This window comes from Sphingomonas sp. (assembly GCF_036388215.1).
In the GTDB taxonomy this organism is placed as follows: Bacteria; Pseudomonadota; Alphaproteobacteria; order Sphingomonadales; family Sphingomonadaceae; genus Sphingomonas.
The window spans coordinates 170,540-193,271 of sequence record NZ_DASVSH010000033.1; the positions used below are offsets into that span (position 1 = coordinate 170,540).

27 protein-coding genes are annotated in these 22,732 nt (G+C 65.6%); 11 read left to right on the forward strand and 16 right to left on the reverse strand.

Features of this window, described 5'->3' with window-relative positions; translation table 11 throughout:
* The first annotated feature begins 5 nt into the window (after positions 1-5).
* Both gmk and VF617_RS15000 read left to right on the forward strand, forming a co-directional pair.
* The gene (gene gmk, locus VF617_RS14995; RefSeq protein WP_331015712.1) at positions 6-656 is read left to right on the forward strand and encodes a guanylate kinase; all 651 of its coding nucleotides are present in this window, start codon (positions 6-8) and stop codon (positions 654-656) included.
* A gap of 62 nt (positions 657-718) precedes the next feature.
* A complete protein-coding gene (locus tag VF617_RS15000; protein WP_331015713.1) occupies positions 719-1,282 on the forward strand; it encodes a hypothetical protein in 564 nt (187 codons plus the stop codon).
* Here VF617_RS15000 and VF617_RS15005 read toward each other — a convergent pair.
* The 5 genes from VF617_RS15005 to crcB form a co-directional block, all read right to left on the reverse strand.
* Positions 1,274-1,951 (reverse strand): ATP12 family chaperone protein, encoded by a 678-nt coding sequence (locus VF617_RS15005; protein ID WP_331015714.1) that lies wholly within the window; start codon positions 1,949-1,951, stop codon positions 1,274-1,276. The two genes, VF617_RS15000 and VF617_RS15005, sit on opposite strands and share 9 nt — an antisense overlap.
* On the reverse strand, positions 1,948-2,166 hold the full coding sequence (locus tag VF617_RS15010; protein ID WP_331015715.1) for a hypothetical protein: 219 nt from the start codon (positions 2,164-2,166) through the stop codon (positions 1,948-1,950). The genes VF617_RS15005 and VF617_RS15010 overlap by 4 nt, the downstream gene beginning before the upstream one ends.
* Complete coding sequence (locus VF617_RS15015; protein WP_331015982.1) at positions 2,163-2,831, reverse strand: HAD-IA family hydrolase; 669 nt, start codon at positions 2,829-2,831, stop codon at positions 2,163-2,165. Before VF617_RS15015 ends, VF617_RS15010 begins: the two co-directional genes overlap by 4 nt.
* 82 nt (positions 2,832-2,913) lie before the next feature.
* Entirely contained in the window at positions 2,914-4,023 is a 1,110-nt protein-coding gene (locus VF617_RS15020) for an RluA family pseudouridine synthase (protein ID WP_331015716.1), read from the reverse strand.
* Positions 4,020-4,397, reverse strand: a complete 378-nt coding sequence (crcB, locus tag VF617_RS15025; RefSeq protein ID WP_331015717.1) for a fluoride efflux transporter CrcB — start codon at positions 4,395-4,397, stop codon at positions 4,020-4,022. The genes VF617_RS15020 and crcB overlap by 4 nt, the downstream gene beginning before the upstream one ends.
* A 92-nt stretch (positions 4,398-4,489) precedes the next feature.
* Between crcB and VF617_RS15030 the strand changes: the two genes are divergently transcribed.
* Positions 4,490-5,326: a diacylglycerol/lipid kinase family protein gene (locus VF617_RS15030; RefSeq protein ID WP_331015718.1), complete on the forward strand. Its 837-nt coding sequence runs from the start codon at positions 4,490-4,492 to the stop codon at positions 5,324-5,326.
* Positions 5,326-6,072 carry a metallophosphoesterase gene (locus VF617_RS15035; protein WP_331015719.1) on the forward strand — a complete coding sequence of 249 codons (747 nt, stop codon included), beginning with the start codon at positions 5,326-5,328 and terminating at the stop codon, positions 6,070-6,072. Before VF617_RS15030 ends, VF617_RS15035 begins: the two co-directional genes overlap by 1 nt.
* Before the next feature lie 27 nt (positions 6,073-6,099).
* Here the strand turns inward: VF617_RS15035 and VF617_RS15040 are convergent, their stop codons facing one another.
* From VF617_RS15040 to VF617_RS15050, 3 genes are all read right to left on the reverse strand, one after another.
* Positions 6,100-6,834, reverse strand: coding sequence for a class I SAM-dependent methyltransferase (locus VF617_RS15040; protein ID WP_331015720.1), 735 nt, complete (start codon positions 6,832-6,834; stop codon positions 6,100-6,102).
* Positions 6,835-6,961: 127 nt separating this feature from the next.
* Complete coding sequence (locus VF617_RS15045; RefSeq protein ID WP_331015721.1) at positions 6,962-8,341, reverse strand: DUF1501 domain-containing protein; 1,380 nt, start codon at positions 8,339-8,341, stop codon at positions 6,962-6,964.
* Between the two features lie 13 nt (positions 8,342-8,354).
* On the reverse strand, positions 8,355-10,004 hold the full coding sequence (locus VF617_RS15050) for a DUF1800 domain-containing protein (protein ID WP_331015722.1): 1,650 nt from the start codon (positions 10,002-10,004) through the stop codon (positions 8,355-8,357).
* 292 nt (positions 10,005-10,296) lie between these two features.
* Between VF617_RS15050 and VF617_RS15055 the strand changes: the two genes are divergently transcribed.
* Genes VF617_RS15055 through VF617_RS15070 form a run of 4 tightly spaced genes read left to right on the forward strand, consistent with a single transcriptional unit; the run spans position 10,297 to position 13,593 of the window.
* Positions 10,297-10,860, forward strand: coding sequence for a GbsR/MarR family transcriptional regulator (locus VF617_RS15055; RefSeq protein ID WP_331015723.1), 564 nt, complete (start codon positions 10,297-10,299; stop codon positions 10,858-10,860).
* A 17-nt stretch (positions 10,861-10,877) separates the two neighbouring features.
* Complete coding sequence (locus VF617_RS15060; protein ID WP_331015724.1) at positions 10,878-11,531, forward strand: DUF4166 domain-containing protein; 654 nt, start codon at positions 10,878-10,880, stop codon at positions 11,529-11,531.
* Positions 11,528-11,989, forward strand: coding sequence for a hypothetical protein (locus VF617_RS15065; RefSeq protein ID WP_331015725.1), 462 nt, complete (start codon positions 11,528-11,530; stop codon positions 11,987-11,989). Before VF617_RS15060 ends, VF617_RS15065 begins: the two co-directional genes overlap by 4 nt.
* The gene (locus VF617_RS15070) at positions 11,986-13,593 is read left to right on the forward strand and encodes an SDR family oxidoreductase (RefSeq protein ID WP_331015726.1); all 1,608 of its coding nucleotides are present in this window, start codon (positions 11,986-11,988) and stop codon (positions 13,591-13,593) included. Before VF617_RS15065 ends, VF617_RS15070 begins: the two co-directional genes overlap by 4 nt.
* Before the next feature lie 604 nt (positions 13,594-14,197).
* Here VF617_RS15070 and rpsI read toward each other — a convergent pair.
* The 4 genes from rpsI to VF617_RS15090 all read right to left on the reverse strand — a co-directional run bounded on the left by rpsI (position 14,198) and on the right by VF617_RS15090 (position 16,684).
* On the reverse strand, positions 14,198-14,743 hold the full coding sequence (gene rpsI / locus VF617_RS15075) for a 30S ribosomal protein S9 (protein WP_331015727.1): 546 nt from the start codon (positions 14,741-14,743) through the stop codon (positions 14,198-14,200).
* The gene (rplM, locus tag VF617_RS15080) at positions 14,743-15,222 is read right to left on the reverse strand and encodes a 50S ribosomal protein L13 (protein WP_331015728.1); all 480 of its coding nucleotides are present in this window, start codon (positions 15,220-15,222) and stop codon (positions 14,743-14,745) included. Before rplM ends, rpsI begins: the two co-directional genes overlap by 1 nt.
* A gap of 131 nt (positions 15,223-15,353) precedes the next feature.
* Positions 15,354-15,668 (reverse strand): divalent-cation tolerance protein CutA, encoded by a 315-nt coding sequence (gene cutA / locus VF617_RS15085; protein WP_331015729.1) that lies wholly within the window; start codon positions 15,666-15,668, stop codon positions 15,354-15,356.
* Positions 15,665-16,684, reverse strand: coding sequence for a COX15/CtaA family protein (locus tag VF617_RS15090; RefSeq protein ID WP_331015730.1), 1,020 nt, complete (start codon positions 16,682-16,684; stop codon positions 15,665-15,667). The genes cutA and VF617_RS15090 overlap by 4 nt, the downstream gene beginning before the upstream one ends.
* A 126-nt stretch (positions 16,685-16,810) precedes the next feature.
* Here VF617_RS15090 and VF617_RS15095 point away from each other — a divergent pair, with 126 nt between their 5' ends.
* Both VF617_RS15095 and VF617_RS15100 read left to right on the forward strand, forming a co-directional pair.
* Entirely contained in the window at positions 16,811-17,167 is a 357-nt protein-coding gene (locus tag VF617_RS15095; RefSeq protein ID WP_331015731.1) for an ArsR/SmtB family transcription factor, read from the forward strand.
* Positions 17,151-17,654 (forward strand): SRPBCC family protein, encoded by a 504-nt coding sequence (locus VF617_RS15100; RefSeq protein ID WP_331015732.1) that lies wholly within the window; start codon positions 17,151-17,153, stop codon positions 17,652-17,654. Before VF617_RS15095 ends, VF617_RS15100 begins: the two co-directional genes overlap by 17 nt.
* A 118-nt stretch (positions 17,655-17,772) precedes the next feature.
* Here the strand turns inward: VF617_RS15100 and dxs are convergent, their stop codons facing one another.
* The 4 genes from dxs to VF617_RS15120 form a co-directional block, all read right to left on the reverse strand.
* Entirely contained in the window at positions 17,773-19,698 is a 1,926-nt protein-coding gene (gene dxs / locus VF617_RS15105; RefSeq protein WP_331015733.1) for a 1-deoxy-D-xylulose-5-phosphate synthase, read from the reverse strand.
* Between the two features lie 113 nt (positions 19,699-19,811).
* The gene (locus tag VF617_RS15110) at positions 19,812-20,285 is read right to left on the reverse strand and encodes a Fur family transcriptional regulator (protein ID WP_331015734.1); all 474 of its coding nucleotides are present in this window, start codon (positions 20,283-20,285) and stop codon (positions 19,812-19,814) included.
* A gap of 37 nt (positions 20,286-20,322) precedes the next feature.
* Positions 20,323-20,709, reverse strand: coding sequence for a MerC domain-containing protein (locus tag VF617_RS15115; RefSeq protein WP_331015735.1), 387 nt, complete (start codon positions 20,707-20,709; stop codon positions 20,323-20,325).
* Positions 20,710-20,776: 67 nt separating this feature from the next.
* Entirely contained in the window at positions 20,777-21,772 is a 996-nt protein-coding gene (locus VF617_RS15120; RefSeq protein ID WP_331015736.1) for an alpha/beta hydrolase, read from the reverse strand.
* A 177-nt stretch (positions 21,773-21,949) separates the two neighbouring features.
* Between VF617_RS15120 and VF617_RS15125 the strand changes: the two genes are divergently transcribed.
* Complete coding sequence (locus VF617_RS15125; RefSeq protein WP_331015737.1) at positions 21,950-22,723, forward strand: TlyA family RNA methyltransferase; 774 nt, start codon at positions 21,950-21,952, stop codon at positions 22,721-22,723.
* The last annotated feature ends 9 nt before the right edge of the window (positions 22,724-22,732 follow it).

Here is a 22,732-nt window from a genome sequence, read left to right on the forward strand (position 1 = left end):
CGCCCATGCCTCATCGCACCGAGACCGACGCCCACGGATTCAAGCGCCGGGGGGTGCTGTTCGTGCTATCCTCACCTTCGGGCGCGGGCAAATCTACGATCGCCCGCAAGCTGCTGGCCGCCGATCCCTATCTCGAAATGTCGGTCTCCTACACCACACGGACGATGCGCCCGGGCGAAGAGAATGGCGTCGATTACCACTTCGTCGATCTCGAAAAATTCCGCGAGATGGTCGCGAACAATGAATTTCTCGAATGGGCGCATGTTTTCGACCAGCGCTACGGCACGCCCAAGGCGACGGTCGATTCGATCCTGCGCTCGGGCCGCGACGTGCTCTTCGATATCGATTGGCAAGGCGCCCAGCAGCTTTTCCAGCTAGCCGGGGGCGATGTGGTCCGCGTCTTCATCCTGCCCCCCAGCCTCAAGATATTGCACGAGCGCCTGATCAAGCGCGGGACGGACGCGGTAGAGATCATCGACGCCCGCATGGCCCGCGCCACCAGCGAAGTCAGCCACTGGGACGGTTATGACTATGTGCTGGTCAATGACGATATCCAATCGACCTATGAATCGGTGCATACGATCCTCAAGGCGGAGCGATTGCGGCGTTCTCGCCAAACGGGGTTGATTGGATTCATTCGCGGGCTCAACAAGTAGCGTGTTTTTCGATCAGCTAGCGCTGACGGGGGCCGAACCTGCCGGCGCAAAAGGAGCTTCAGATGCCCAGATTATTGCTCGGTGGCGTGCTCGGCGGACTCGCGATGTGGTTCGTCGGCTTCATCTTCTGGGGAACGCCCCTGGGCCTCATCGCGCTTTCGGGCACCGATGACGCCACCAGCGCCGAGCTTCAGGCCGCGCTGTCGCAGCATCTGGGGCCGCTGGGCACCGGCGCCTATCCGGTGCCGTGGATCGGCACCGCGATGGGCACCCAGCTTTACGGGCAGGGACCGACTGCGATGGTATTCTTCAACAGCAGCGGCTTCGCAAATCCGGACACGAGCGCACTGATCGGCGGGCTGGTCCTCGCGATCCTCTGCTCGCTATTGGCGGCATTCGCGATCCGGCTGGCCGCAGGCGGGCTTAGCTTCGCGGACCGGCTCAAGCTCATCGCGCTCGTGGCGGTGGCTGTGACGGCCTATTCGGACCTTGGCCAGCCGGTCTTCAACCACATGCCCTGGCGCTATTTCATCTATCTGTGGGTGAGCGATGTGGCGTCCTGGGTCGCAGCCGGCGCAGTGATCGCCTGGGCGCTGCCGCGGCCGGTGCTCAGCGCATCAGAGTAAGGACAAAAACCGCGCGCCGGCCATGAAATCCGCGCGGTGCGCGTCGCGGGCCTGGGTGGCCAGATCATCCTCGCCCCACATTTCGGTCTGCCAATCCTCGTCGATCCGCGCGGCATGCCACACGGTCTCCGCATCAGCCGCGCCTTGGATGAGCGCGAGCGCGGCCACGAGCGAGCCGCTGACCGTGACGATCGGCGAAAGCCCGGCAAGGCGAAACGCGTCGAGCGCCGCGACGGCATCGCCCAGCCGCGCCACCGTCGCGGGGGGCTGGGCGCGGTGCATCACGCCGGTGGCGGTCTCGAAATGCACGTCGTAGCGGCGGCGCGCCCATTCGAGCAGCGGGTCCCAAGCGGCGACCTGGCGCTCGACCAGCGGCTCGGGCAGTTCGGCGCGGTAATAAAGCAGGTCACTTTCGCCGTATCGGGCAAGGCTGGCGGCGAATGCGGCCGTATCGGGAGCTACTCGGTCAACCGCGGCGTTTGCCAGGCCGGTAAGCGGCATCGCGCGCGGATCGATATCGCCCTCGACCGTGCGCCATTCATCGGCCACGGCTTCGGCTAGTGCTGGAGTCGGCAGTACGAGGGGGGCGCGGCCCGGCGTGCGCACCGGCTTGCCGTCCAGCGCGATGCCGTTGCCCTGGATCGTAACCTGCTTCCAGAATCGCTTCACGGTTGCGGAGTCTTCCAGCGCTTCGCCATCGCCCGCGGCACTACGGCCATCACATAGAGCGAGGCGAGGATCAGCGCACCGCCCAGCATCGTGTGGACCGTTGTCACCGAGCGGCCGGCGATGAGCAGCCCCAGCACGGCCCCGGCACAGGCACCGATATTGACTCCCTGAATCAGGTAATAGCGCTTCTGCGCCAGACGTTCCGCGTCGGTCATAGGCTCTCCAGATGCGCCAGATATCGGGGCAGGGCGCTCGCATGGGCAACGACCTGGCCCGCGCCAGCCGCGTGCAGTTCATGCGGCGTGTGGTAGCCCCACGCAACACCTACCGCATGCGTTCCGGCCGCATGCGCCATTTCCATGTCGAAGCTGGTGTCGCCGATCATGGCGGTCGTCTCGGGCGCTGCGCCACCTTCCGCGATGGCCATCCAGAGCATCGACGGGTGGGGCTTTGAGGGGTGCCTGTCGGCGGTCTGCAGCGTGACGAAGCGATCGAACAGGCCGTGATGTTCGAGCAATAGCCGCAATCCGCGATCCGATTTGCCCGTCGCCACGCCCAGCAGCCAGCCTGCGGCCTCGACCGCGTCGAGGGCCTGGCGGATGCCGTCGAACAATGGCTCTGGGTCTAGAGCCCCGTTCGAGCGCATCGCGAAGAAGGCGCTCTTATAGCCTTCGGCCATTTCCTCATGCTGCTTGTGCTCGCCGGTCGGGTGGAGCGCCGCGATGGCGGGAACGAGGCTTAGCCCGACGATCCGGCGGATATCATCGCGTGAGGGCGGATCGAGGCGTGCGGCGGAGAAGCATTCCTCCATCGCGCGGCAGATATTGGCCTGGCTATCGACGAGCGTGCCGTCGCAATCGAAGACCGCGAGGCGATTCACGAGCCCGAAGGGCCGGTTGTCGCGTGCGGTTCGCTCAAGGATAGGCACCCTTCGACAAGCTTAGAGCGAACGGATATTCTATTCACTTCTTCTTCGCTTCGCTCCGCTCGCCCCGCCCGCGGCGTTCGCCGCGCCGCTCCTTGCGCACCGACTTGGCATGGGCGCGGCCCGCGGCCTTTTTCTGCTCGCGGCTCATCGGCGGGCGGTCGTCGAGCGCGTCGGTGTTGCCCATCGCCTGATCGAAGCCGAGCGTCTTCATCGATTCGGCGAAGTGATCCGGCAATTCGGCGGTCACGTCGATCTGGCCCTCGTCCGGGTGATCGATGCGGATGCGGCGCGCGTGCAAATGCATCTTGCGACTGATTCCCCCGGTCAGAAAGGCGTCCTGCAGTCCGTATTTGCCGTCACCGACGATCGGGTGGCCGATCGCGGCGAGGTGGACGCGAAGCTGGTGCGTGCGGCCCGTCAACGGCTGGAGTTCGAGCCACGCGGTGCGGCTGCCGGCCTGGTCGATCATCCGATAGCGCGTGCGCGCGGGCGCGCCTTCCTTGGGATCGACATGCATCTTCTCGCCCCCGGTGCCGGGCTGCTTGCCGATCGGCAAATCGATCATTCCGTCCTCGATCTCGGGCACGCCGACGACGAGCGCCCAATACAGCTTCCGGGCGCTGCGCCCCGAGAAATGCTTGGAGAAGAACGCCGCGGCGCGGCTGGTGCGCGCGATCAGCAACGCCCCCGACGTGTCCTTGTCGAGCCGGTGGACCAGCTTCGGCCGGCTTTCGCCCTCATATTGGAGCGCATCGAGCAGTCCGTCGACATGCTCGATCGTCTTCGTGCCGCCTTGCGTCGCCAGGCCCGGGGGCTTGTTGAGCACGATGGCCTGGGCGTCCTTGTGGATGACCATGCTCTCCGCCAGCTCGGTCTGCTCGGCGCTAAGCTGGGGGCGCTCGCGCTTGGGCTTGGCGGCGGCTGCTGTGACCGGTTCGGCGGGAGGGACCCGGATCGTCTGGCCTTGGGCGATCCTGTCGCCGGGAGTCGCGCGCGCGCCGTCTACGCGTAGCTGCCCGGTGCGGGCCCAGCGCGAGACGATATTGAAGCTGGCATCGGGCAGGTGCCGCTTGAACCAGCGATCGAGCCGAATCCCATCGTCATCGGCCTGGACGATGAACTGGCGAACGTCGGTGCTGCTCATGCGATTGTCCTCGTCAGGCCAAGGCCCAACGCCAGCGCGGCAACGGATCCCGCTACGGAGGCCAGCACATAGCCGAGTGCCGAAAGCCAGTCTCCGCGCTCCATCAGGTTGATCACATCGAGCGAGAAGGCCGAAAAAGTGGTGAAGCCGCCAAGCACGCCCACCCCGAGCAGGAGCCGCATCTGCTCGCCGTCCTCCCCGATGCGCGCGAGGCTGCCCGCCAGCAGCCCCATCAGGAAGCCGCCAAGCACGTTGACGGCAAGCGTGCCCCATGGAAAGTCCGGCCCCCACCAGGTGAGCGCGGCCTTGCCGGCAAGGTGCCGGGCGCCGGCGCCAAGGGCGCCGCCGAGCATGACGAGGAGGAGAGCAGGCATGGGGGAGCCGGTAGCGCGGATCGGGCCAAAGGGGAACCGGGCTTGGGATCGCCCGCGAGGGACCATTTCGCCGTTCGCGCGTTAGCCGGGCCATGCAGAACTTGTGGTTCATCACCAATACGAATTCGGGAACCGCCACCCGCGCGAAATGCGACGCGCTGGAGGCCGTGTTCGAGGAGCGCGGGCTCAAGCTCGCGGGGCGGACGCGATTCCCGGACGAGAACTTGCCCGAGGGCTCCGCGCTCGATGCGGCGGGAGTCGATACCGTCGTGCTCTTTGCCGGCGACGGGACGATCAACGCGGCGCTCTGCGCGCTGGGCGAGTGGGAAGGGGATTTCCTGATCCTTCCCGGTGGCACGATGAACCTGCTCGCCAAGGCGCTGCATGAGGAAATGGATCCGCACAAGATCATCCATGCGGCCCACCAGGCAATGAAGCGCATGGCGCTGCCCTATGTCGAGGCGGGCGAGCACCGCGCGTTCGTCGGGCTGATCCTCGGCCCCGCCGCCGCCTGGGCGCGGGCGCGGGAGGCGGCGCGCAAGGGCAGGATCTGGCGAATGTTCAGCGCGGTCCGCTCGGCCTGGCGGCGAACCTTCGACAGGCGCGGAATCCGGGTGGAAGGCGCGCGGGCGCTGGGCGATCGATATCAGGCGGTGTTCGTCTTCCCGCATCTGGACGGCCTTGATGTCGCGGCGGTGGATGCGCGCGACTGGAAATCCCTCGCCCAGCTCGGCTGGGATTGGGTGACGGGCGATTGGGTCGCGGCGCACGCCGTCACCGAGGCACGCACGCAGGAATTGCGGATCGGCGGCGACAGGCCCGTGCTCGCATTGTTCGACGGCGAGCCGGTGAATTTGGGCGCGGACGAAAAGATCGTCGCGGGCAGGAGCCTTGAGCGCTTCATCTCCACGCGCGAGGAAGCGGCCTGATGACGCGGCTGTTCCACGTCAGCGACGTGCATTTCGGGCGCGAGGACCGCGAGGCGGTTGAATGGTTCGGCGCGCGGGTGAAGGAGGAGCAGCCGGACGCGGTCATCATGACCGGCGACCTGACGATGCAGGCGCATCGGCACGAATTCGAGGCGGCGGCGAAATGGCTCGAAAGCCTCGGGCGGCCGACGACCGTGGAGGTGGGCAATCACGACCTTCCCTATTTCAACCTGTGGGCGCGGTTCGTCACGCCGTACAAGCGTTATCAGTCGCTGGAGCGGATGATCGAAAAGCCGCTCGATGTGAAGGGCGTGGCGGTGGTGCCTCTCAAGACCACCGCGCGGTTCCAGTTCCGGCTGGATTGGTCGAAAGGCTATGTCAGCACGCGCTCGCTCCAGCAGTCGCTCGCTTTGGTGGAGGCGGTGCCCAAGGGCGACCTGATCTTCGTCGCATGCCACCATCCGCTGATCGAAGGGGGCACGCGGATGAGTTCGCAGACGCGGCGCGGAATCGGTGCGCTGGAGGCGCTGAGCACCGCCGGCGCACATGCGGTCCTCACCGGGCATGTCCACGATCCGTTCGACATCGGGCATGAAGTGGGCGGCCGGACGGTGCGGCTGATCGGCGCGGGAACGCTATCGCAGCGCGTGCGCGCCAAGCCGCCTTCGTTCAATGTCATCACGGTGAAGGATGGCGGCTTCGAGACCGTGGCGCGCTTCCTGGGGGAGAGCAGCGTGGCGCTTTAGGAGAGTCTGTTCCAGTTGCGCCTGACTCTAACCAATTCTCGTTCCGATCAGCGTGCCTTTGGTGCCGACATGGACGAGGCGGAACTGGAAATTGGGCCAGCGCTTTCGCCAACGCCGCGCGATCAGCCGTTCCCCGGGCCGCGCCGCGTCGTCCAGGAGCACCACGCCGCCGACGGGAATACGACCGAACAGCGCCTCCGCCGAGCCGCGCACGAAGGGGTGGATCGTCCAGGGCGGGCCGTCGATCACGAGCAAGTCGATAGCGTCGGGCAGCGGTCCGGTTTCATACCAGAAGCCGGGCCAGTCGTGCTCCGGATTTCCCAGCGGCGCGTGGCGGAGATCGGCATCGACGCCATGCTCACGAAGCCATTCGCTGGTCGCGCGGATGAAATCCTCATGCTGGTCGAGGCTCAGCAAATGGCCCTGGCCATATTTCTGCAGCGCCCGCCCGATGATCAGGCTCGATGCGCCGGCGCCGAGCTCCACTACGTTCCGGGGGCGGTGCGCCTCGATATGATCGGCGATCAGCGTGAGGAATCCGGTGTCGGCCTTCCAACTGCCCAGATTGGGAAGCGCATCGCCGGGCAGGTCGAGCCGTTCGAGCAGCACCGCCTTGGCGTGCTTCGATCCGCCCGACAGGCTCTTGAGCAGCCAGGGCCCGTTGAGCAGCGCGAACAGGGCCAGCCAGCCGATATCCGATGCGGATTTTCGCGGTCTGCGCTCGGCGAGCGGCAGAAACGAAGTCACCTCGCGCGAAGTCATGCGGCACCTTGAACACACGCCGCGCTGCGGCCTCAGCCGCGCCTTACCGCGATATCCTGCCCGAATACGAGCAGATTTCCGTCCGGCGCGACGATCATCAGTGCGCGCTGGCCATTGCTGGCCGCAATTAAGCCCGGAACAGCCCTAAGGGCCCGCGACCCGCCGTGCTCCAGGTCGACCAGTTCGGGAAGACATAGGGCATGTCCGCATCGCTCACCCCGTGCCAGCGCGCGATTGCACCGATATATTCCTCCTGCGCGACTACCGGCACGAAGCGGCCGTCGCTGGCGATATCGTTCACGCCGCCCAGCACCGGATCAGGATAGGCGCCGAAGATGCCGCCGGGCACCACATTGCCGCCAACGACCAGGTGATTGCTCCCCCAGGCATGATCGCTGCCATTCTGCGCATTGCCGCGATAGGTGCGTCCGAAATCGCTCATCGTGAACGCAGTTACGTTCTCTCCCATGCCCAGCGATTGCATCGCCCGGTGGAAGCTCGCCATTGCCATTGCGAGATCGCCGAGCAGATTGGCATGCGTGCCGCTGTCATTCGCGCCGCCATTCGTCTGGGCCGAATGATTGTCATAGCCGCCCTGGCTGACGAAGAAGGTCTGGCGGCCATGCCCCAGCGTGCCTCGCGCTTCGATCATCCGGGCGACGCGCATAAGCTGGCGCGCGACATCGCTGGTCAGCGCGGCTCCGCTCACCGGATTGACGAAGAAGCTGTCGAGCGTGCTGCTCGCGGAGATGATCGTGTTGGCGGTAATCGCCTGGGCATAGCTGCCGCTAACGTCGCGGGCAGTGGCGTCGGTCAATTCCCCATAGCCCGCGCCGCTGGCCAGCGCTTCGATGCCGGCGTTCTTGGCCAGGTTCGCGGCGCTCCCGCCGGCTGCGAAGCCAGTGCGCGTGATCGTGCCTGTCGAGGGCAGGACCAGCGCCGAGCTTGTCCTCCCGATCAGAGCGAGGTTCGAGCCGCCCAGCGAGATCATCGAGGGAGTTGCGGTAGCACCCATGCGATCGGCCATCCGGCCCATGAAGCCGTCGATCGCCACGCCGCGCGCGCGCAACCCCTGCCAATGCGACTGCTCGTCCGAATGGCTCATCAGATTCGACGGGCGCAGGTCGGAGCGGGAGGCATAAGTGGCTTTGGTCAGCGGTGCGAAGAGCGTGCCGGCGTTGAGCACCAGGCTCATGCTCCCTTCGTCCCAGATCGGCCGTAGCGCCGCCATGGCCGGATGCAGCGCATAGGCGGAATTGGTGAGCGCGGTGAGCGAAGAAGCGCGAATGCCGACCGAGCCGCGCGAGGTGAGATAGGCCGCGTGGCGGGCATCGGTGGGGATCACCATGTTCCAGCCGTCATTGCCGCCGAACAGGAAAATGCCGACCATCGCGCGGTAGCTGCCGTTCGGGGCGGCGATCGCGGTGGTGCGGCCGAGTTGCCCCAATGCGGCGAGCGCGCCGGTGCCGGCGGTGAGACGGACGAAATCGCGGCGGGAAAGGGTCATGTCAGCGGCTCCCTTACCGGTCGACCAGGAAGAGCGGGCTCGATGCCGCCACATAGAGCATCATCTGCGCGCGGCGACGGGCCTGGATCGCGGCGTCGGCATTGGTGAGCGGCGTCGCCGCGGCCTTCAGCGCGTCCTTCTGCGCCTGGGTCAGCGTGCGCGCGAAGAGCAGCAGATCGATCCGCGAGACCATCGCATCGGTATCGGCGCCCAGGCTTTCCCAGCTTCCCCAGTTCGGCTGGGTGAGCGACGATAGCGGCAGCCCCGAATCGAGCGCATATTCGCTGCGGCTGGCATCGCCCGAAACGGTCCAGTCATAGACGAAATTATGCCAGCGCAGCACGTTCGAGGTGTTGAGCAGCTTCGACGCGGGGCTCTTGAGCGTCGCGGAGCCGGGCAGCGGATAATCGGGCGGGTAGAAATTGAACACCGAAGGCGCGCGCATCACCGGCTGGCCGAGATTGATGTCGCGCGTGGTGAAGACATAGCCATCGGTGGTGAAGCCGATCGCGCGCGCCAGGCTCGTCATCAGCAGGATGGGCTCCTTGACCTTGCCGCTGGCCGCGCCGGGTGCGGCGCGCGCCTCGCTGTCGGTGAGGATCGCACGGACCACAGCCCTCAGGTCGCCGCGCGTGCCGCTGCCGTTATTGGCGAACACCGATGCGACGCGGCCGACATAAGCGGGCGTTGGATTGGGCGTCACGAGATGCGTGATCAGGAAGCGCGCGACATTGGGCGCGGTGGAGGCATTGTTGAACGCCGCATCGACGACGGCCGCGACGCTGGCATCCTGCGACGCTCCGGCGGGCACCGTGACTCCCAGAAACGTCTTGGCGGTCGTGTCGTAGCGCGCCGGCACCTGGATCATCGCCCGGGAATAGTCGCGGGCATTGTTGTCAGTGGTCGCCGCGCCGCCTAGGCGCGCATAGGTCCAGCCGGTAAGGGCGCGCGCGACGCCGCGGATATCGTCGGGTCCGTAATTGGGAATGCGCGCGCCGGTGCTGTCGAGTGCCGGCGTCCCGTCCATGTTGAGCTGATCCGGCCCCATCGAGAAAAGCTGCATCAATTCTCGGGCATAGTTTTCCGAGGGCGCCGTGCGGTTGCTGTCCGCCATGTCGAGATAGTCGCCCATATAGCCGCTGAGCGTGACCTGGGCGAGGATATCGCGGAAATTTCCGAAAGCGTTGGCCAGCAGGATCTGGTTGAAAGCGGCGATCCCGGCGGCCGAATTCACTTCGACTTCCGAGGCGACGATCATCTGGCCGAGCGCGAACGCGACGCGCTGGCGGAGCTGATCGGCGCCGGTGACGGCATCGGCATAAAAGCGCATGGCCACAGGCGTCCGGCTGAAATGCGCGCGCGTGCAGATCGTGTCGCCGGAGACGCAGAAATCCCGGCGCACTTCGGTGGCCGCGATGTCGGCATAGGAGCTGCTGCTCGCCGCGAATTGCTGATCGAGCCAACCGGCTACGCCCGCAGCCTGGATCTGCGAAACCAATGCCGGAGTAGCGCCGAAGCTCGCCTGCTTGGCGAGCCGCGCCGCGTCGGCATCGGTAAAGGCAGCCACCGGAGTTGGGCTAGGAGTAACCACGACGACACCGCCACCGCCGCCCGACGAAGTCGCGCCGCCGCCGCTATCGCAGGCCGCCAATGCCAATGCCATGGCCGCGCCAACAACGGCCCTTGCGCGCAAAGCGATCACATCATTCCCCCCCGCCCACTGCGCGAACGCAATCTGCGAGATCGTGCATAGGCCAGCACGTGGCGCGACGCAAGTTATGGAAATAGCTAAGCAAATCTTCAGGACGAATGGTTTGAGGGATAAGTGGCGGGGGAAGCCGGGTAATTGTCCGGCCCAGCGAAGATCATGCGAGGCAAGCCGGGCAAAAGGCGCGTCCATTTGAGCCCATCGCAGGCGCATTGACACGGGCACGACGTTATCTTATATTTCTGTCATGACAGAAAATACTGACGAAAGTGCTGCACTCCCCATCGCCGTCCAGCAATTCGTGCTGCACTGGGGCGAGATGGGCGGACAATGGGGAGTTAACCGCTCGGTCGCGCAAATCCACGCTTTGCTCTATCTCAGCGACCGCCCGCTCCACGCCGAGGAAATCAGCGACACGCTGCGCATCGCGCGGAGCAACACGTCGAACAGCCTCAAGGAACTGCTCGGCTGGAAGCTGATCCGGCGGACCCCGGTGATGGGCGAGCGGCGCGAGCATTATGAAGCCGAAGTCGATCTGATGCAGATGGTCACGCGGATCGCACAAGGCCGCAAGGAGCGCGAGATCGATCCCGCGGTCGCCGCGTTGCGGATCTGCAGCGACGAGGCCAGCGCCGATCCGCGCATATCGAAGGTGGCGCGTGAGAGGATCGCGGCGATGCACGAATTCGTGCGGGTGATCGACGATTGGTATCAGCAGATGATCGCGGTGCCGCCCGGACGGCTGATGCTGCTGATCCGCATGGGCAAGCGCGTACTCTCGTTCCTGCCGAAGGCGAAGGGCGAGAAATAGCGCGGAAAGGCGTGGCGATGGCGACGGTCTGGCACGAAATTGCACGCACGAGCCGGGGGACCCTTGAGGGGGGCTTCGAACGGCTGCTGGGACGTGAGGCGTGGCTGGCGCTGCCGGGCGCAGTGCGCGAGCGCTTCCTGCGCCGGATCGAGACCGGGGATTGCGTCAATTATGTCGGCCGCGTGATGGAGTGCCGCATGTCTCGTGCGGGGCGGGTGCTGGCTCAGCTCGCCCGCATCATCGGCGCGCCGCTCCCGCTGGGAACCGATATCGGCGTCGCCGCCAGCGTGAGCGTCACCAGCGATGACGGGCGGATCAATCAATATTGGACGCGGCAATATGGACGCCGCCACGGCTTCCCCCAGGTGATCCACAGCGCCAAGCGCTTTGCGGGCCCGACGGGGCTGGAGGAATATATCGGCCACGGCATCGGCATCGCGCTCCGCCTGCGAGTCGAGGATGGCACGTTGCTGTTTGAGGGTGACCATTATTTCCTGCGGTTGTTCGGCTTGCGGCTTCGCCTGCCGGGCTGGGCGCAGCCGGGACGGCTGACCGTCGGCCACCGCGACCTGGGCGACGGGCGCTTCGTCTTCAGCCTCGATCTGGTGCATCCGCTGTTCGGCGAGCTGATCCATCAGTGCGTGGTGTTCGCGGATAGCGAGGGGCCATGAAGGCGTGGTACGAAAGCGCGCTGGTAGCGGTACTGGGCGGCGCGATCGGCGTGGCTGCCCTGGCGGCGATTTTCTTTCTTGTCGCGGGGCTCTGGATCGGCCCGATAGCCCTGGGTCTGGCGGCCATCGCCTTTGTCGTTGCGGTTCCAATCGCCGCGGCTCATGCGCTCCTGCTTGGGCTACCGCTCTACCTGCTACTGCGCGGCCGCCTACCGCTCACGCGTGGCTGGGCCGCCGCGTTCGGATTCATGATCGGCGCGGTGCCGATGACGCTTCGGCTTTATTCGCTATTTGGTCTGCCGCGCGACCTTCTCTTTGCCGAGCCGTGGAGCTTGGCGCGGGACGGCGGAGCGGGATTAGCGTGCGGGGTCGCCGGTGCCGTCGGCGGACTATTCTTCCGCACGTTGCTCCTGTGGTTGGAGACCGGCGGAAGCGACGCAGTCCGCGAGGCCTTATGAGCCGCATCCTCGTCATTGGCGGCTATGGCGGTTTCGGCGCGCGGCTGGTGCGGCGGTTGCTCGCCAACGGTCATCACATCCTTGTCGCGGGGCGCAGCGGCGAGAAAGCGGCGGCGTTCTGCGCGGGGTTAGCGAATGCCGAGCCCGTGGTCGCCGACCGGACCAATGGCATCGGCATGGCGCTGGCGCGCGAGCGGCCCGATCTGGTGATCGACGCTGCGGGGCCGTTTCAAGGCAGCGGCTACACGGTGCCTGAAGCATGCATCGCGATGCGCATCCCTTATCTCGATCTGGCGGATTCGCGCGAGTTCGTGACCGGGATCGCGCGGCTCGATAGGGAGGCGGCCGCGGCGAGCGTGCCCATCGTGAGCGGAGCATCGAGCGTGCCTGCCTTGTCCGGCGCGGTGGTGCGGGCGCTCGCGCCGCCGGGCATGCCGGTGCGCGCGATCGACATCGCGATCAGCGCTTCCAACCGCGCGGTGGCCGGGCCTTCGGTGGCTGCCGCAATCCTCAGCTATGCCGGCAAGCCGGTGAAGCTATGGCGCGGGCGGCGCTGGACGAGCGCGACGGGCTGGCAGGAATTGCGACGCGAGCGTTTTTCGGTTTCGGGAGAAGCGCCGCTCCTCAGATGGGTTGCGCTCGCCGAAGTGCCCGATCTCGATCTTCTGCCGCTGGGGATCCCGGGCCACCCCGCGGTCACCTTCCGCGCCGGCACCGAACTGGGTTTTCAGATGCTCGCTTTGTGGCTGCTCAGCTGGCCGGTGCGCTGGGGCTGGATCCCCTCGCTTCGCTCCGCCGCTCCCTGGCTTCACCGGCTCCAGGGCCTCACTGCCCGCGCCGGGAGCGATCGCTCGGCGATGTCGGTTACGATCAAGACCGATCGCGTCGCCCGCCGCTGGACGCTGATTGCGAGCAACGGCGACGGCCCCGAAATCCCGACGCTTGCCGCCGAATTGCTTGCCGAGGACATGCTGGCGGGCCGCATCCCGCCCGGAGCACGCGATGCCGGTCACCTGCTCACGCTCGACCGCTTCGAGCCGCTTTTCGCGCGCTTTTCGATCCGCCACGAAATCACCGAATGGCCCGTCGTGCCGCTTTACGCGCGCGCGATGGGCGCTCGCTTCGCCGATCTGCCCGCGCGGGTTCGCGAGATGCATGTCGTGTCCGGCGATGGCGGCGCGATCGGCGAGGGCAATGTCCGCCGGGGCAGGGGTCCCGCCTATCTGATCGGGGCAGTCATGGGATTCCCGCCCTCTGGCGATCACCCGCTCCATGTCGCCTTCGCCGAGCATGCGGGCAAGGAGCGCTGGACCCGCGATTTCGGCGGGCATCGCTTCTCGAGCGAGCTGAGCCAGGCGGGAGAGGGCGTCGCCGAACGCTTCGGGCCGCTGCGGTTCGTGTTCGACCTGCCATCGGATGCGGAAGGCTTGCGCATGGTGCTGCGCGGCTGGACGTTGTTCGGCGTGCCGATGCCCCGCTTCCTGAAACCGCGCATCGATGCGCGCGAATGGGAGGAGGATGGCCGCTTCCGCTTCGAGGTTGGCGTGCAGATGCCGCTGATCGGCGAAGTGGTAAGGTACAGAGGCTACTTAGCTCCGTTGTAGAAAATACCTACCGCATCATCCTACCGTGAGATCAGCATAATATATCCGAAATGGCGCCGATTATTCAAAATCGCCTGTGAAACATGCCACAATCACGAGATCCTGAATCGGAGGAGAGATGTAATGACATGCAGCTTTGGGGGTGCCAATTATTCGGAAGGTTCACTGATTTGTTCCAACGGACGCGAGCTGAAATGCTCCGGCGGGGCATGGCAAGAAACTGGTTACGCTTGCACGTTGCTGTCCGAAGTGAATGCTACGGAATATATCCAGATATCCTCCGACGGGAGAACAATTACCTCAGTGGCGGATGGCCAGAATTTCCTTTTACCGTGCGTTAAATTCGTAGTCGGTGCGCCTTATGGGAAGGTTCGCCTTTTCAATGAATGCGGGGGGTGCAAGGAGGCCGCAATAAGCTGGAGCGATGGCCTGATTCAACATGTTCAGGTCGGAGGCTTTTCGGCTGTCGACATTCCACTTCGGGCGCAGGCGTCCCAGATCGTTGGTGAGCGAGATTGCTGACTTTGGGGGGCATCCCGCGCCGCAAATAGCAAAAGGGCGGCCCGTTTGCCGGGCCGCCCTTTCGTTTTCGCAGAAACGCGTATCAGCGCTTCGAGAACTGGAAGCTGCGGCGGGCCTTGGCCTTGCCGTACTTCTTGCGCTCGACGGCGCGGCTGTCGCGGGTGAGGAACCCGGCGGCCTTGACCGGCGCGCGCAGGATCGGCTCGAAGCGTGTCAGCGCCTGGCTGATGCCGTGCTTGACCGCGCCGGCCTGGCCCGAGAGCCCGCCGCCCTTGACGGTGCAGATCACGTCATACTGGCCCGTGCGCTCGGCGACGCCGAACGGCTGGTTGATGACGAGGCGCAGCGTGGGTCGTGCGAAATAGGTTTCCTGATCACGACCGTTGATCGTGATCTTGCCGGTGCCGGGCTTGAGCCAGACGCGGGCGACGGCATCCTTGCGGCGGCCGGTCGCGTAGGCGCGGCCGAGACTGTCGACGATCTTCTCGCGAAGCGGCATCGGCGGCGGCGCGGGCTGAGCCGGCGCGTTCAGATAGTCGGCGGCGCTCTGCGGCGCGGCAGCGGCGGGAGCCGCTTCACCACCCGAAAGTGCGCCCAGATCGGAAAGGGACTGGCGATTATCGGACATCAGTTGCCCACCTTGTTCTTGCGGTTCATCGACGCGATGTCGAGGACTTCGGGGTTCTGCGCTGCGTGCGGATGCTCGGTGCCGGCGAAGATGCGCAGGTTGCGCATCTGCTGGCGGCCCAGCGGCCCGCGCGGGATCATGCGCTCGACTGCCTTTTCAAGCACGCGCTCGGGGAAACGGCCCGCGAGCACCTTGGCGGCGGTGATTTCCTTGATGCCGCCGGCATAGCCGGTGTGCTTGTAATAGACCTTGTCGTTGAGCTTCTTGCCGGTGAACCGGATCTTGTCCGCGTTGATGACGACGACATTGTCGCCGCAATCGACATGCGGGGTGAAGCTGGTCTTGTGCTTGCCGCGCAGCACATTGGCGATGATCGTCGCGGCGCGGCCGACCACAAGGCCGTCGGCATCGACGATGTGCCACTTTTTTTCCACTTCGTGCGGCTTGGCCGACTTGGTGGTCTTCATCAGCGCCTTCATGGGGCTCAGACCTTTCGAGGGTGAAATGCGAGCGCGCCAGCCCAAGGGCCAGCGCGGTTGGCGGCTCTTTGAAGAGCGGGGCCGCGAAAGTCAAGCAAATGCGCGGCTTTGCTGACGGGTATTGGAATACCCTAGCCCGTTTCAGCCTCAAGCCAGGCGGTCACGGCCGCGCTTGCGGATGCCGTCCACTCCTCGATCACGGGCACTTCGTAGCTGTGCAGCATGGTCAGCCGCTCGCGCAGGCGCGCGGCCAGCATGAGGCGGGTCTTGATCAGCGCGGGCACTTCCTCGGCGCCCTGGATGCGGCCTTCCCAGCGGTAGATCGACGTGCAGCGCGCCAGGATGTTCACGCAGGCGGCGACGCGCTCGGCGAGGAGCGTCTCGGCAACGCGCTCCGCTTCGGCCTTGCTGGGGAAGGTCACATAGAAGAGCGCAATATCGCTCACCGGGTGCGGCCGATCGTGTGGATGCCCCAGGTGGTGGCGATCACCAGCAACGCCCCGACGAGCTGGTGAAGCGCGGCCAGGGCTATGTTCATGCCGCTCATCACCGTGGCGATGCCGAGCAGGATCTGGGCTCCGAAAGCGCTGTGGATCGCAATCGAAGCGCGGCGGTCGATCGGCTTCACGCGGCGCGCCAGCACGATCAGCGCCGCCACGGTCACCCAGGCCCACCAGCGATGCACGAAATGGACGATCGCCGGATCGTTGAACAGCGCGCCCAGGAAGCTCTGCCCCCGTGTCGTCGCGCCGGGGAAGAAGCGCCCGTTCATCAGCGGCCATTGATCGGTGACCAGCCCGGCATTGAGCCCCGCGACGAGCGCGCCGTACAGCAATTGGACGAAGAGGACGATGCTCACGGTTGCGCCAAGCCCAGTAAGGTGAGCGGGCCGCGCCTCGGACCGCCTTGCCAATGCGCGCAGGTCAAGCGCGGTCCAGACGATTCCGGCGAGCGTGAAGAGCGCCACCAGCAGATGGACCGCGAGCCGGACATGGCTGACATCGGTGCGCACGCTCAGCCCCGATTGCACCATCCACCAGCCGATCGCCCCCTGCAGCGCCCCCAGCGCCAGTAGCCCGACGAGCCGCCAGCCATAGCCGCGGGGGATTTGCCGCTTCACTGCAAACCAGATCAGCGGCACTGCGAAGGCGAGCCCAATCAGCCGCCCGAGCAGCCGATGCAGATATTCCCAGAAGAAGATCGCCTTGAAGCCCGCCAGCGTCATGCCCTGGTTGAGCTGCTGATATTCCGGGATCTTCTGGTAATTGGCGAACTCGGCCTGCCACTGCGCATCGCTGAGCGGCGGGACGATGCCGGAGATCGGCTTCCACTGCGTGATCGACAGGCCGGATTCGGTGAGGCGCGTGATGCCCCCGATCACGACCATCAGGACGATCAGCCCGGCGACGAAGAACAGCCAGTTGGCGAGCGCGCGCGGGCGGGTTTGCGAGGAGTGGAACACGAGGTTTGCCTTAGGAGCCAAGCCGGAGATTTGCGAGTCTTGGTGCGCCAATGTTGACGAACCTATACGGCAGGGAAGTTCGGAACGCTTGCGCATCCTGCGGGAGCAGGTTAGACACTGAACTATATGGTTCAGTATATAAACCCTCCCCTTGATCGCTCGTTCGCGGCGCTGTCCGATGCGACCCGCCGCGGGATCATCGATCAGCTTGGCCGAGCGGACGCGTCGATCACCAGTCTCGCGGACAAGTTCCAGATGACGCTGACCGGCATGAAGAAGCACGTCCAGGTTCTCGAGCGGGCGGGGCTCGTCGTCACGCAAAAGGTCGGACGGGTGAGAACCTGCCAGCTTGGGACACGCGGACTGGAGGCGGAGGCGGAGTGGATCGAGGCGCATCGCAAGCTTTTCGAGGCCCGCTTCGAAGCATTGGACGAAATCATCAGCGAAATGAAACAGGAGAAAAGCGATGGATCCGCGGGTTAGCAGTGCAGGCGGTGCGCAGAATCGCACGTCAGTCGAGCGCAGAGGGGATCGCGAACTCGTCGTAACGCGGACGTTCGATGCGCCGCCGAGCACCGTTTACAAAGCGTGGAGCCAGCCCGAGCTGTTCCAGCGCTGGTGGATGCCAAAATCGGTAATCGGCGTTTCGCTCGTGTCGTGCGATATGGACGTGCGTACCGGCGGAAAATACCGTCTGGAATTCGGCGCCGGCGGTTCGGACACCATGGCCTTCTACGGCAAGTATCTAGAGGTGGTGCCGAACGAACGTATCGTCTGGACCAACGACGAGGGCGAAGAAGGCGCGATCACGACCGTGACCTTCGAGGAGCAGGGCGGGAAGACGCTACTCAGTTTCCACGAAGTCTATCCGTCCAAGGATGCGCTTGAGGAAGCACTACAGGGCTCGGCGGCTGGATTGCCGGAGCAACTGGAGCAGCTCAACGAATTGCTTTCCAATATGGGCGAGTAGCGCGGGCCGGGAACTCGCCTGGGGAAGCGTCTGATCCCGGGAGTGACTCCACTGGCCTTTCCGACCGAAGCTGGGCGCAAAACCGACGCTATATCGTGCTGATCGAAACCAATCGGCCCTAAGCCCGCGCCCCGCCCCCGACCGCGGCCTCATTATACCGAAGCGCCTTCAGCACGGTGTCCACTATCGCGTCGGCATCCAGCCCGGCTTCGGCATATTGCAACTCGGGCTTGTCCTGATCCTGGAACACATCCGGCAGGCGCAGCGTGCGCAGTTTCAACCCGCCATCGATCAGGCCCTGGTCGCTTGCCATGGTCAGGACGTGGGCGCCGAGACCCCCGACGGAGCCTTCCTCGATCGTCACGGCCACCTCATGGGTGGTCAGCAGCTTGCGGATCAGCGCCTCGTCGAGCGGCTTTGCGAAGCGCAAATCGGCGACGGTGGTGGAAAGCCCCTTGGCCTCCAGCGCCTCCGCCGCCCTGAGCGCTTCGCCCAGGCGCGTGCCGAGCGAGAGGATCGCTACGGTCTTGCCTTCGCGAACGATCCGCCCCTTGCCGATCTCGAGCAGTTGCGGGACTTCGGGGAGCGCCACGCCGGTGCCGTTGCCGCGGGGGTAGCGGAGCGCGATCGGGCCCGAGTCATGCTCGGCGGCGGTGTAGGTCATGTGGACGAGTTCGGCTTCGTCCGACGGAGCCATCACCACGAAATTGGGGAGCGTCGCCAGATAAGTGACGTCGAAGCTGCCTGCGTGGGTCGCGCCGTCCGCGCCCACCAGCCCCGCGCGGTCGATCGCGAAGCGGACCGGAAGGTTCTGGATCGCCACGTCGTGGACGACCTGGTCGTAGGCGCGCTGGAGGAACGTCGAGTAGATCGCGCAGAAGGGGCGCATGCCCTGCGCAGCGAGTCCGGCGGCGAAGGTGACCGCGTGCTGCTCGGCGATGCCTACGTCGAAGGCGCGGGCGGGGTGAGCCCTGGCGAACTTATCGACGCCGGTGCCCGAAGGCATCGCGGCGGTGATCGCGCAAATACGGGGGTCCATCTCGGCGAGCTTCGCCAGCGTCTCGCCGAACACGTTCTGGTAGGCGGGTGGGCCCGGGGGCGCCTTGTCCTGCGTGCCGGTGATCACGTCGAACTTCTGCACACCGTGATATTTGTCGTCCGACGCCTCGGCGGGGGCATAGCCCTTGCCCTTCCGGGTGACGACATGGACGAGGATGGGTCCGTGCTCGCTATCACGGGCGTTTTCGAGCACCGGGATCAAATGGTCGAGATTGTGCCCGTCGATCGGGCCGACATAATAGAAGCCAAGCTCTTCGAAGAGCGTACCGCCGGTCACCATGCCGCGGGCGAATTCCTCGGCCTTTTCAGCGGCATTATGGACACGCCTCGAGATGCGGCGGATCGCGCGCTTGGCGAAGCTGCGCAGGCTCAGATAGTTGGACGAGGAAACAGTGCGCGCCAGATAGGCGGAGAGGCCGCCGACGGGCGGCGCGATCGACATGTCGTTGTCGTTGAGGATCACGACCAGCCGGTTGCCCGCGGCTTCGGCGTTGTTCATCGCCTCATAGGCCATGCCGGCGCTCATCGAACCGTCGCCTATCACCGCAATCGCCTTGCCGGGCTTGTTGTTGAGCTTGTTGGCGATCGCGAAGCCCAAAGCGGCGCTGATCGAGGTGGAGGAATGCGCCGCGCCGAACGGGTCGTATTCGCTCTCGCTGCGCTTGGTGAAGCCCGAGAGCCCGCCGCCCTGGCGCAGCGTGCGGATGCGGTCGCGGCGGCCGGTGAGAATCTTGTGCGGGTAGCATTGGTGCCCGACGTCCCAGATCAGCCGGTCCTCGGGTGTGTTGAACACGTAGTGAATCGCCGTCGTCAGTTCGACCACGCCGAGCCCCGAACCGAGATGTCCGCCGGTGGTGCCGACGGCGCTGATCGTCTCCAGGCGCAGTTCATCGGCGAGCTGGCGCAACTGCTTGGGATCGAGCTTGCGGAGATCGGCGGGCGTGCCGACGGTGTCGAGCAGCGGCGTGTTCGGAAGTTCACCCATTTGACCGCACTTACCTCAGCACCTTGATAGTGTCGATTGGCTAGGCGGGGGGACGCTATGCGTCATGAGCGAAGGGCGAGAATTTCGTGAGCGAAAACAGGGGCAGTCCTGATTCAATCACAATCCGAGCATTTGCCGCGCACTTCGATCACCGGCCGCTCGGGCGAGAAGCCCGCGCCCTTGGCGGCGGAGCGCACCGATCGCGTGATCACGTCGTCGTCCAGATGCGTCGTCTGCCCGCAGGTGTCGCACACCAGGAAGATGCAGTCGTGCAGGCAATCGGGATGCGTGTTGGCCATATAAGCGTTGGCGCTCTCGACTCGGCGGGCGAGGTTGGAGCCGACGAACAGGTCGAGGATGCGGTACACGCTGTTGGCGGCGACGCGGCGGCCCTCCGCCTTCGAGACCGCCTCGGCGATGTCATAGGCAGAGGCCGGCTTGTCGAAACCCGCCAGCGCTTCGAACACGCGCTCGCGCATCGCGGTCCACTGCTCGCCGGATTTCTCCAGCGTCGTCTGGGCGGCGCGAGTGAGGTCATGACCACCATGCTCGTGATGGTCGTGCTCGTGATGGTCATGTGCGTGCATATAAAGGATTTAGGCGCACGAACCCCGCGCGGCAAGCTCAGTAGGTGGCGCGGCGGTTGAGGTCGTGACCCAGGGCCACGAGGCTGACACCTACGAGCGTCCAGAAAATCTCGAACTCGCCATGCGGCAGGCTCAGCGCACCGGCCATGATTCCAAGGCCGAACGAGCCGACGACCGCCGGCATCATATAGCCGTGCATGAAGATACCGCGGCCGAGCGCGAGGATGCCGAAACCGATAGCCAGCGTCAGCCCGACCTCATGGATCACCGGGCTCAAAAGGCCGCCGGCCGAGGAAATGATCGTCAGCAGGATCGTGGTGGTCAGGCAATGGACCAGGCACAGCCCGCTCACTCCGATCGCGATGCGATCGAAGCTCGTATCCATGGAGCCCCACAAACGGGCAATCGGAAGACTCACCGGCATGGGCGCTCATATAGACCCGGATAGGTAAAGGTACAACATATCATCGCAGATATGTTGGGGCCTTGGGTCAGCCCAAAAAGTCGTGGGCTTTTGCCCAGCTCAAGAAAAGGTCCGGCCAGATCTGGGCGGTGCGGCCCGCGCTGGGCCGCATGCCGAAGCCGTGCCCGCCGGTCTCGAACAGGTGCATCTCGACCGGAACCTTCGCGGCCCGGAGCGCAGCACGCAGGCGCAGGCTGTTTTCGACCGGGACCGTCAGATCGTCCTCGGCATGGGCCAGGAAGCAGGGCGGCGTGGCCGCAGTCACCTGCCGGTCGGGCGAATGCTCCGCTTCCAGCTCTGGCGTGGGGTCAGGTCCCAGCAACGCGTTGCGCGAACCGGCGTGCGTGATCGCAGGGTCCATCGAAACGACGGGATAGATCGGCGCGGCCAGCATAGGGCGCGCATCGAGCGCATCGGCGGCATCGACGGGCTCATAAACCTTGCGGGCGAAGCGCGTGGCGAGATCGGCGCACAGGTGCCCGCCCGCCGAAAAGCCCATCGCGCCGACGCGCTTCTGGTCCAGCTTCCATTCCGCGGCCCGGGCGCGGATCAGCCGCATCGCGCGCTGCGCATCGGCGAGGGGCGCATTGGAGCGGTCGCGCCAGCCCTCGCCGGGCAGCCGGTACATCAGCACGAACACCGTTACTCCGCGCGCCGAAAGCCAGGCGCCGAGCTCATAGCCTTCCTTGTCGAACACGACGCGGCCATAGCCACCGCCCGGCATGACGAGGACCGCCGCGCCATTGGGCTTGGCGGCACGGAACACGTCCATCCGCGGCGTGCGGATTCGGTGCATCGCGCGATCGATGACCGCAGGATCCTTGCTGCGATTCTCCACCTGGTCGTCCAGCGTCGGATCGAGCAGTCCGGGGGCTTCGCCGGGCCAGAGCCTTATGCTCGCATCGGGCGTCAATGGGCCCTTCGCGACACGCGCCTGGGCGGCGGCAGGGAGCAGTGGGCCGGCGAGGCCAGCGGCAAGGAGGTGGCGGCGGTACATGCCGCGATTGTGCCGCTCGCCTGGCATTCACGCAACCTCGGCGCCGGTGGCCCGAAAAATAGGCCGGGCAGCGCTCTAGGGGGACGCTACCCGGCCATGCCCGCTACGCCCATATCTAGGGAAGCTGCGGGCGGGTTTCCACGAAGGTTGCGGCAGATGGAGCAGCGGTTGCGCCGGGCGGTGCGCGGCGCGTAAAGCCGGCATATGGCCAAACAGCGCGCGGATCAGATGCTCGTTGATCGCGGGCTGGTGGAAAGCCGGACACGCGCGCAGGCGCTGATCATGGCGGGGCTGGTGTTCGCCGGGGATCGCAAGGTCGACAAGCCGGGCCAGGCGCTTCCCGAAGAAGCGGTGCTGGAGGTGCGCGGGCGCGACCACCCCTGGGTTTCCCGCGGCGGCATCAAACTGGCGCATGCGCTGGCGCATTTCGGCTGGGACGTGAGCGGCGCGGTCGCGGTCGATGTGGGCTCCTCAACCGGAGGCTTTACCGACGTGTTGCTCAGCGGCGGCGCGGCGCAGGTCTATGCCGTTGACAGCGGCACCAACCAGCTCGCCTGGAAGCTGCGCCAGGACCCGCGCGTCATCGTCCACGAGCAGACCAGCGCACGTATCCTCACCGATGCGCATATCACGCGTCCAGTCGATCTGATCGTCTGCGATGCCAGTTTCATCGGATTGGCCAAGGTGCTCGAAGTGCCTCTCCGCTTCGCGGCCCCCGGTGCGCGGCTGATCGCGCTGATCAAGCCCCAGTTCGAAGCCGGACGGGAGGAAGTGGGCAAGGGCGGCGTAGTGCGCGATTCCGCCATCCATGCGCGTGTTTGCGGCGAAGTGGCCCAGTGGTTGACCGGCCAGGGCTGGCGAGTTGAAGGCGTGGTGGAAAGCCCGATCACCGGGCCCGAAGGGAACGTCGAATTTCTTATCGCCGCCGTGCGGGAAACATCCCCGCAATCGCTTGCGTTTAGCAGGGGCGACGAATAGCCCAGCGGA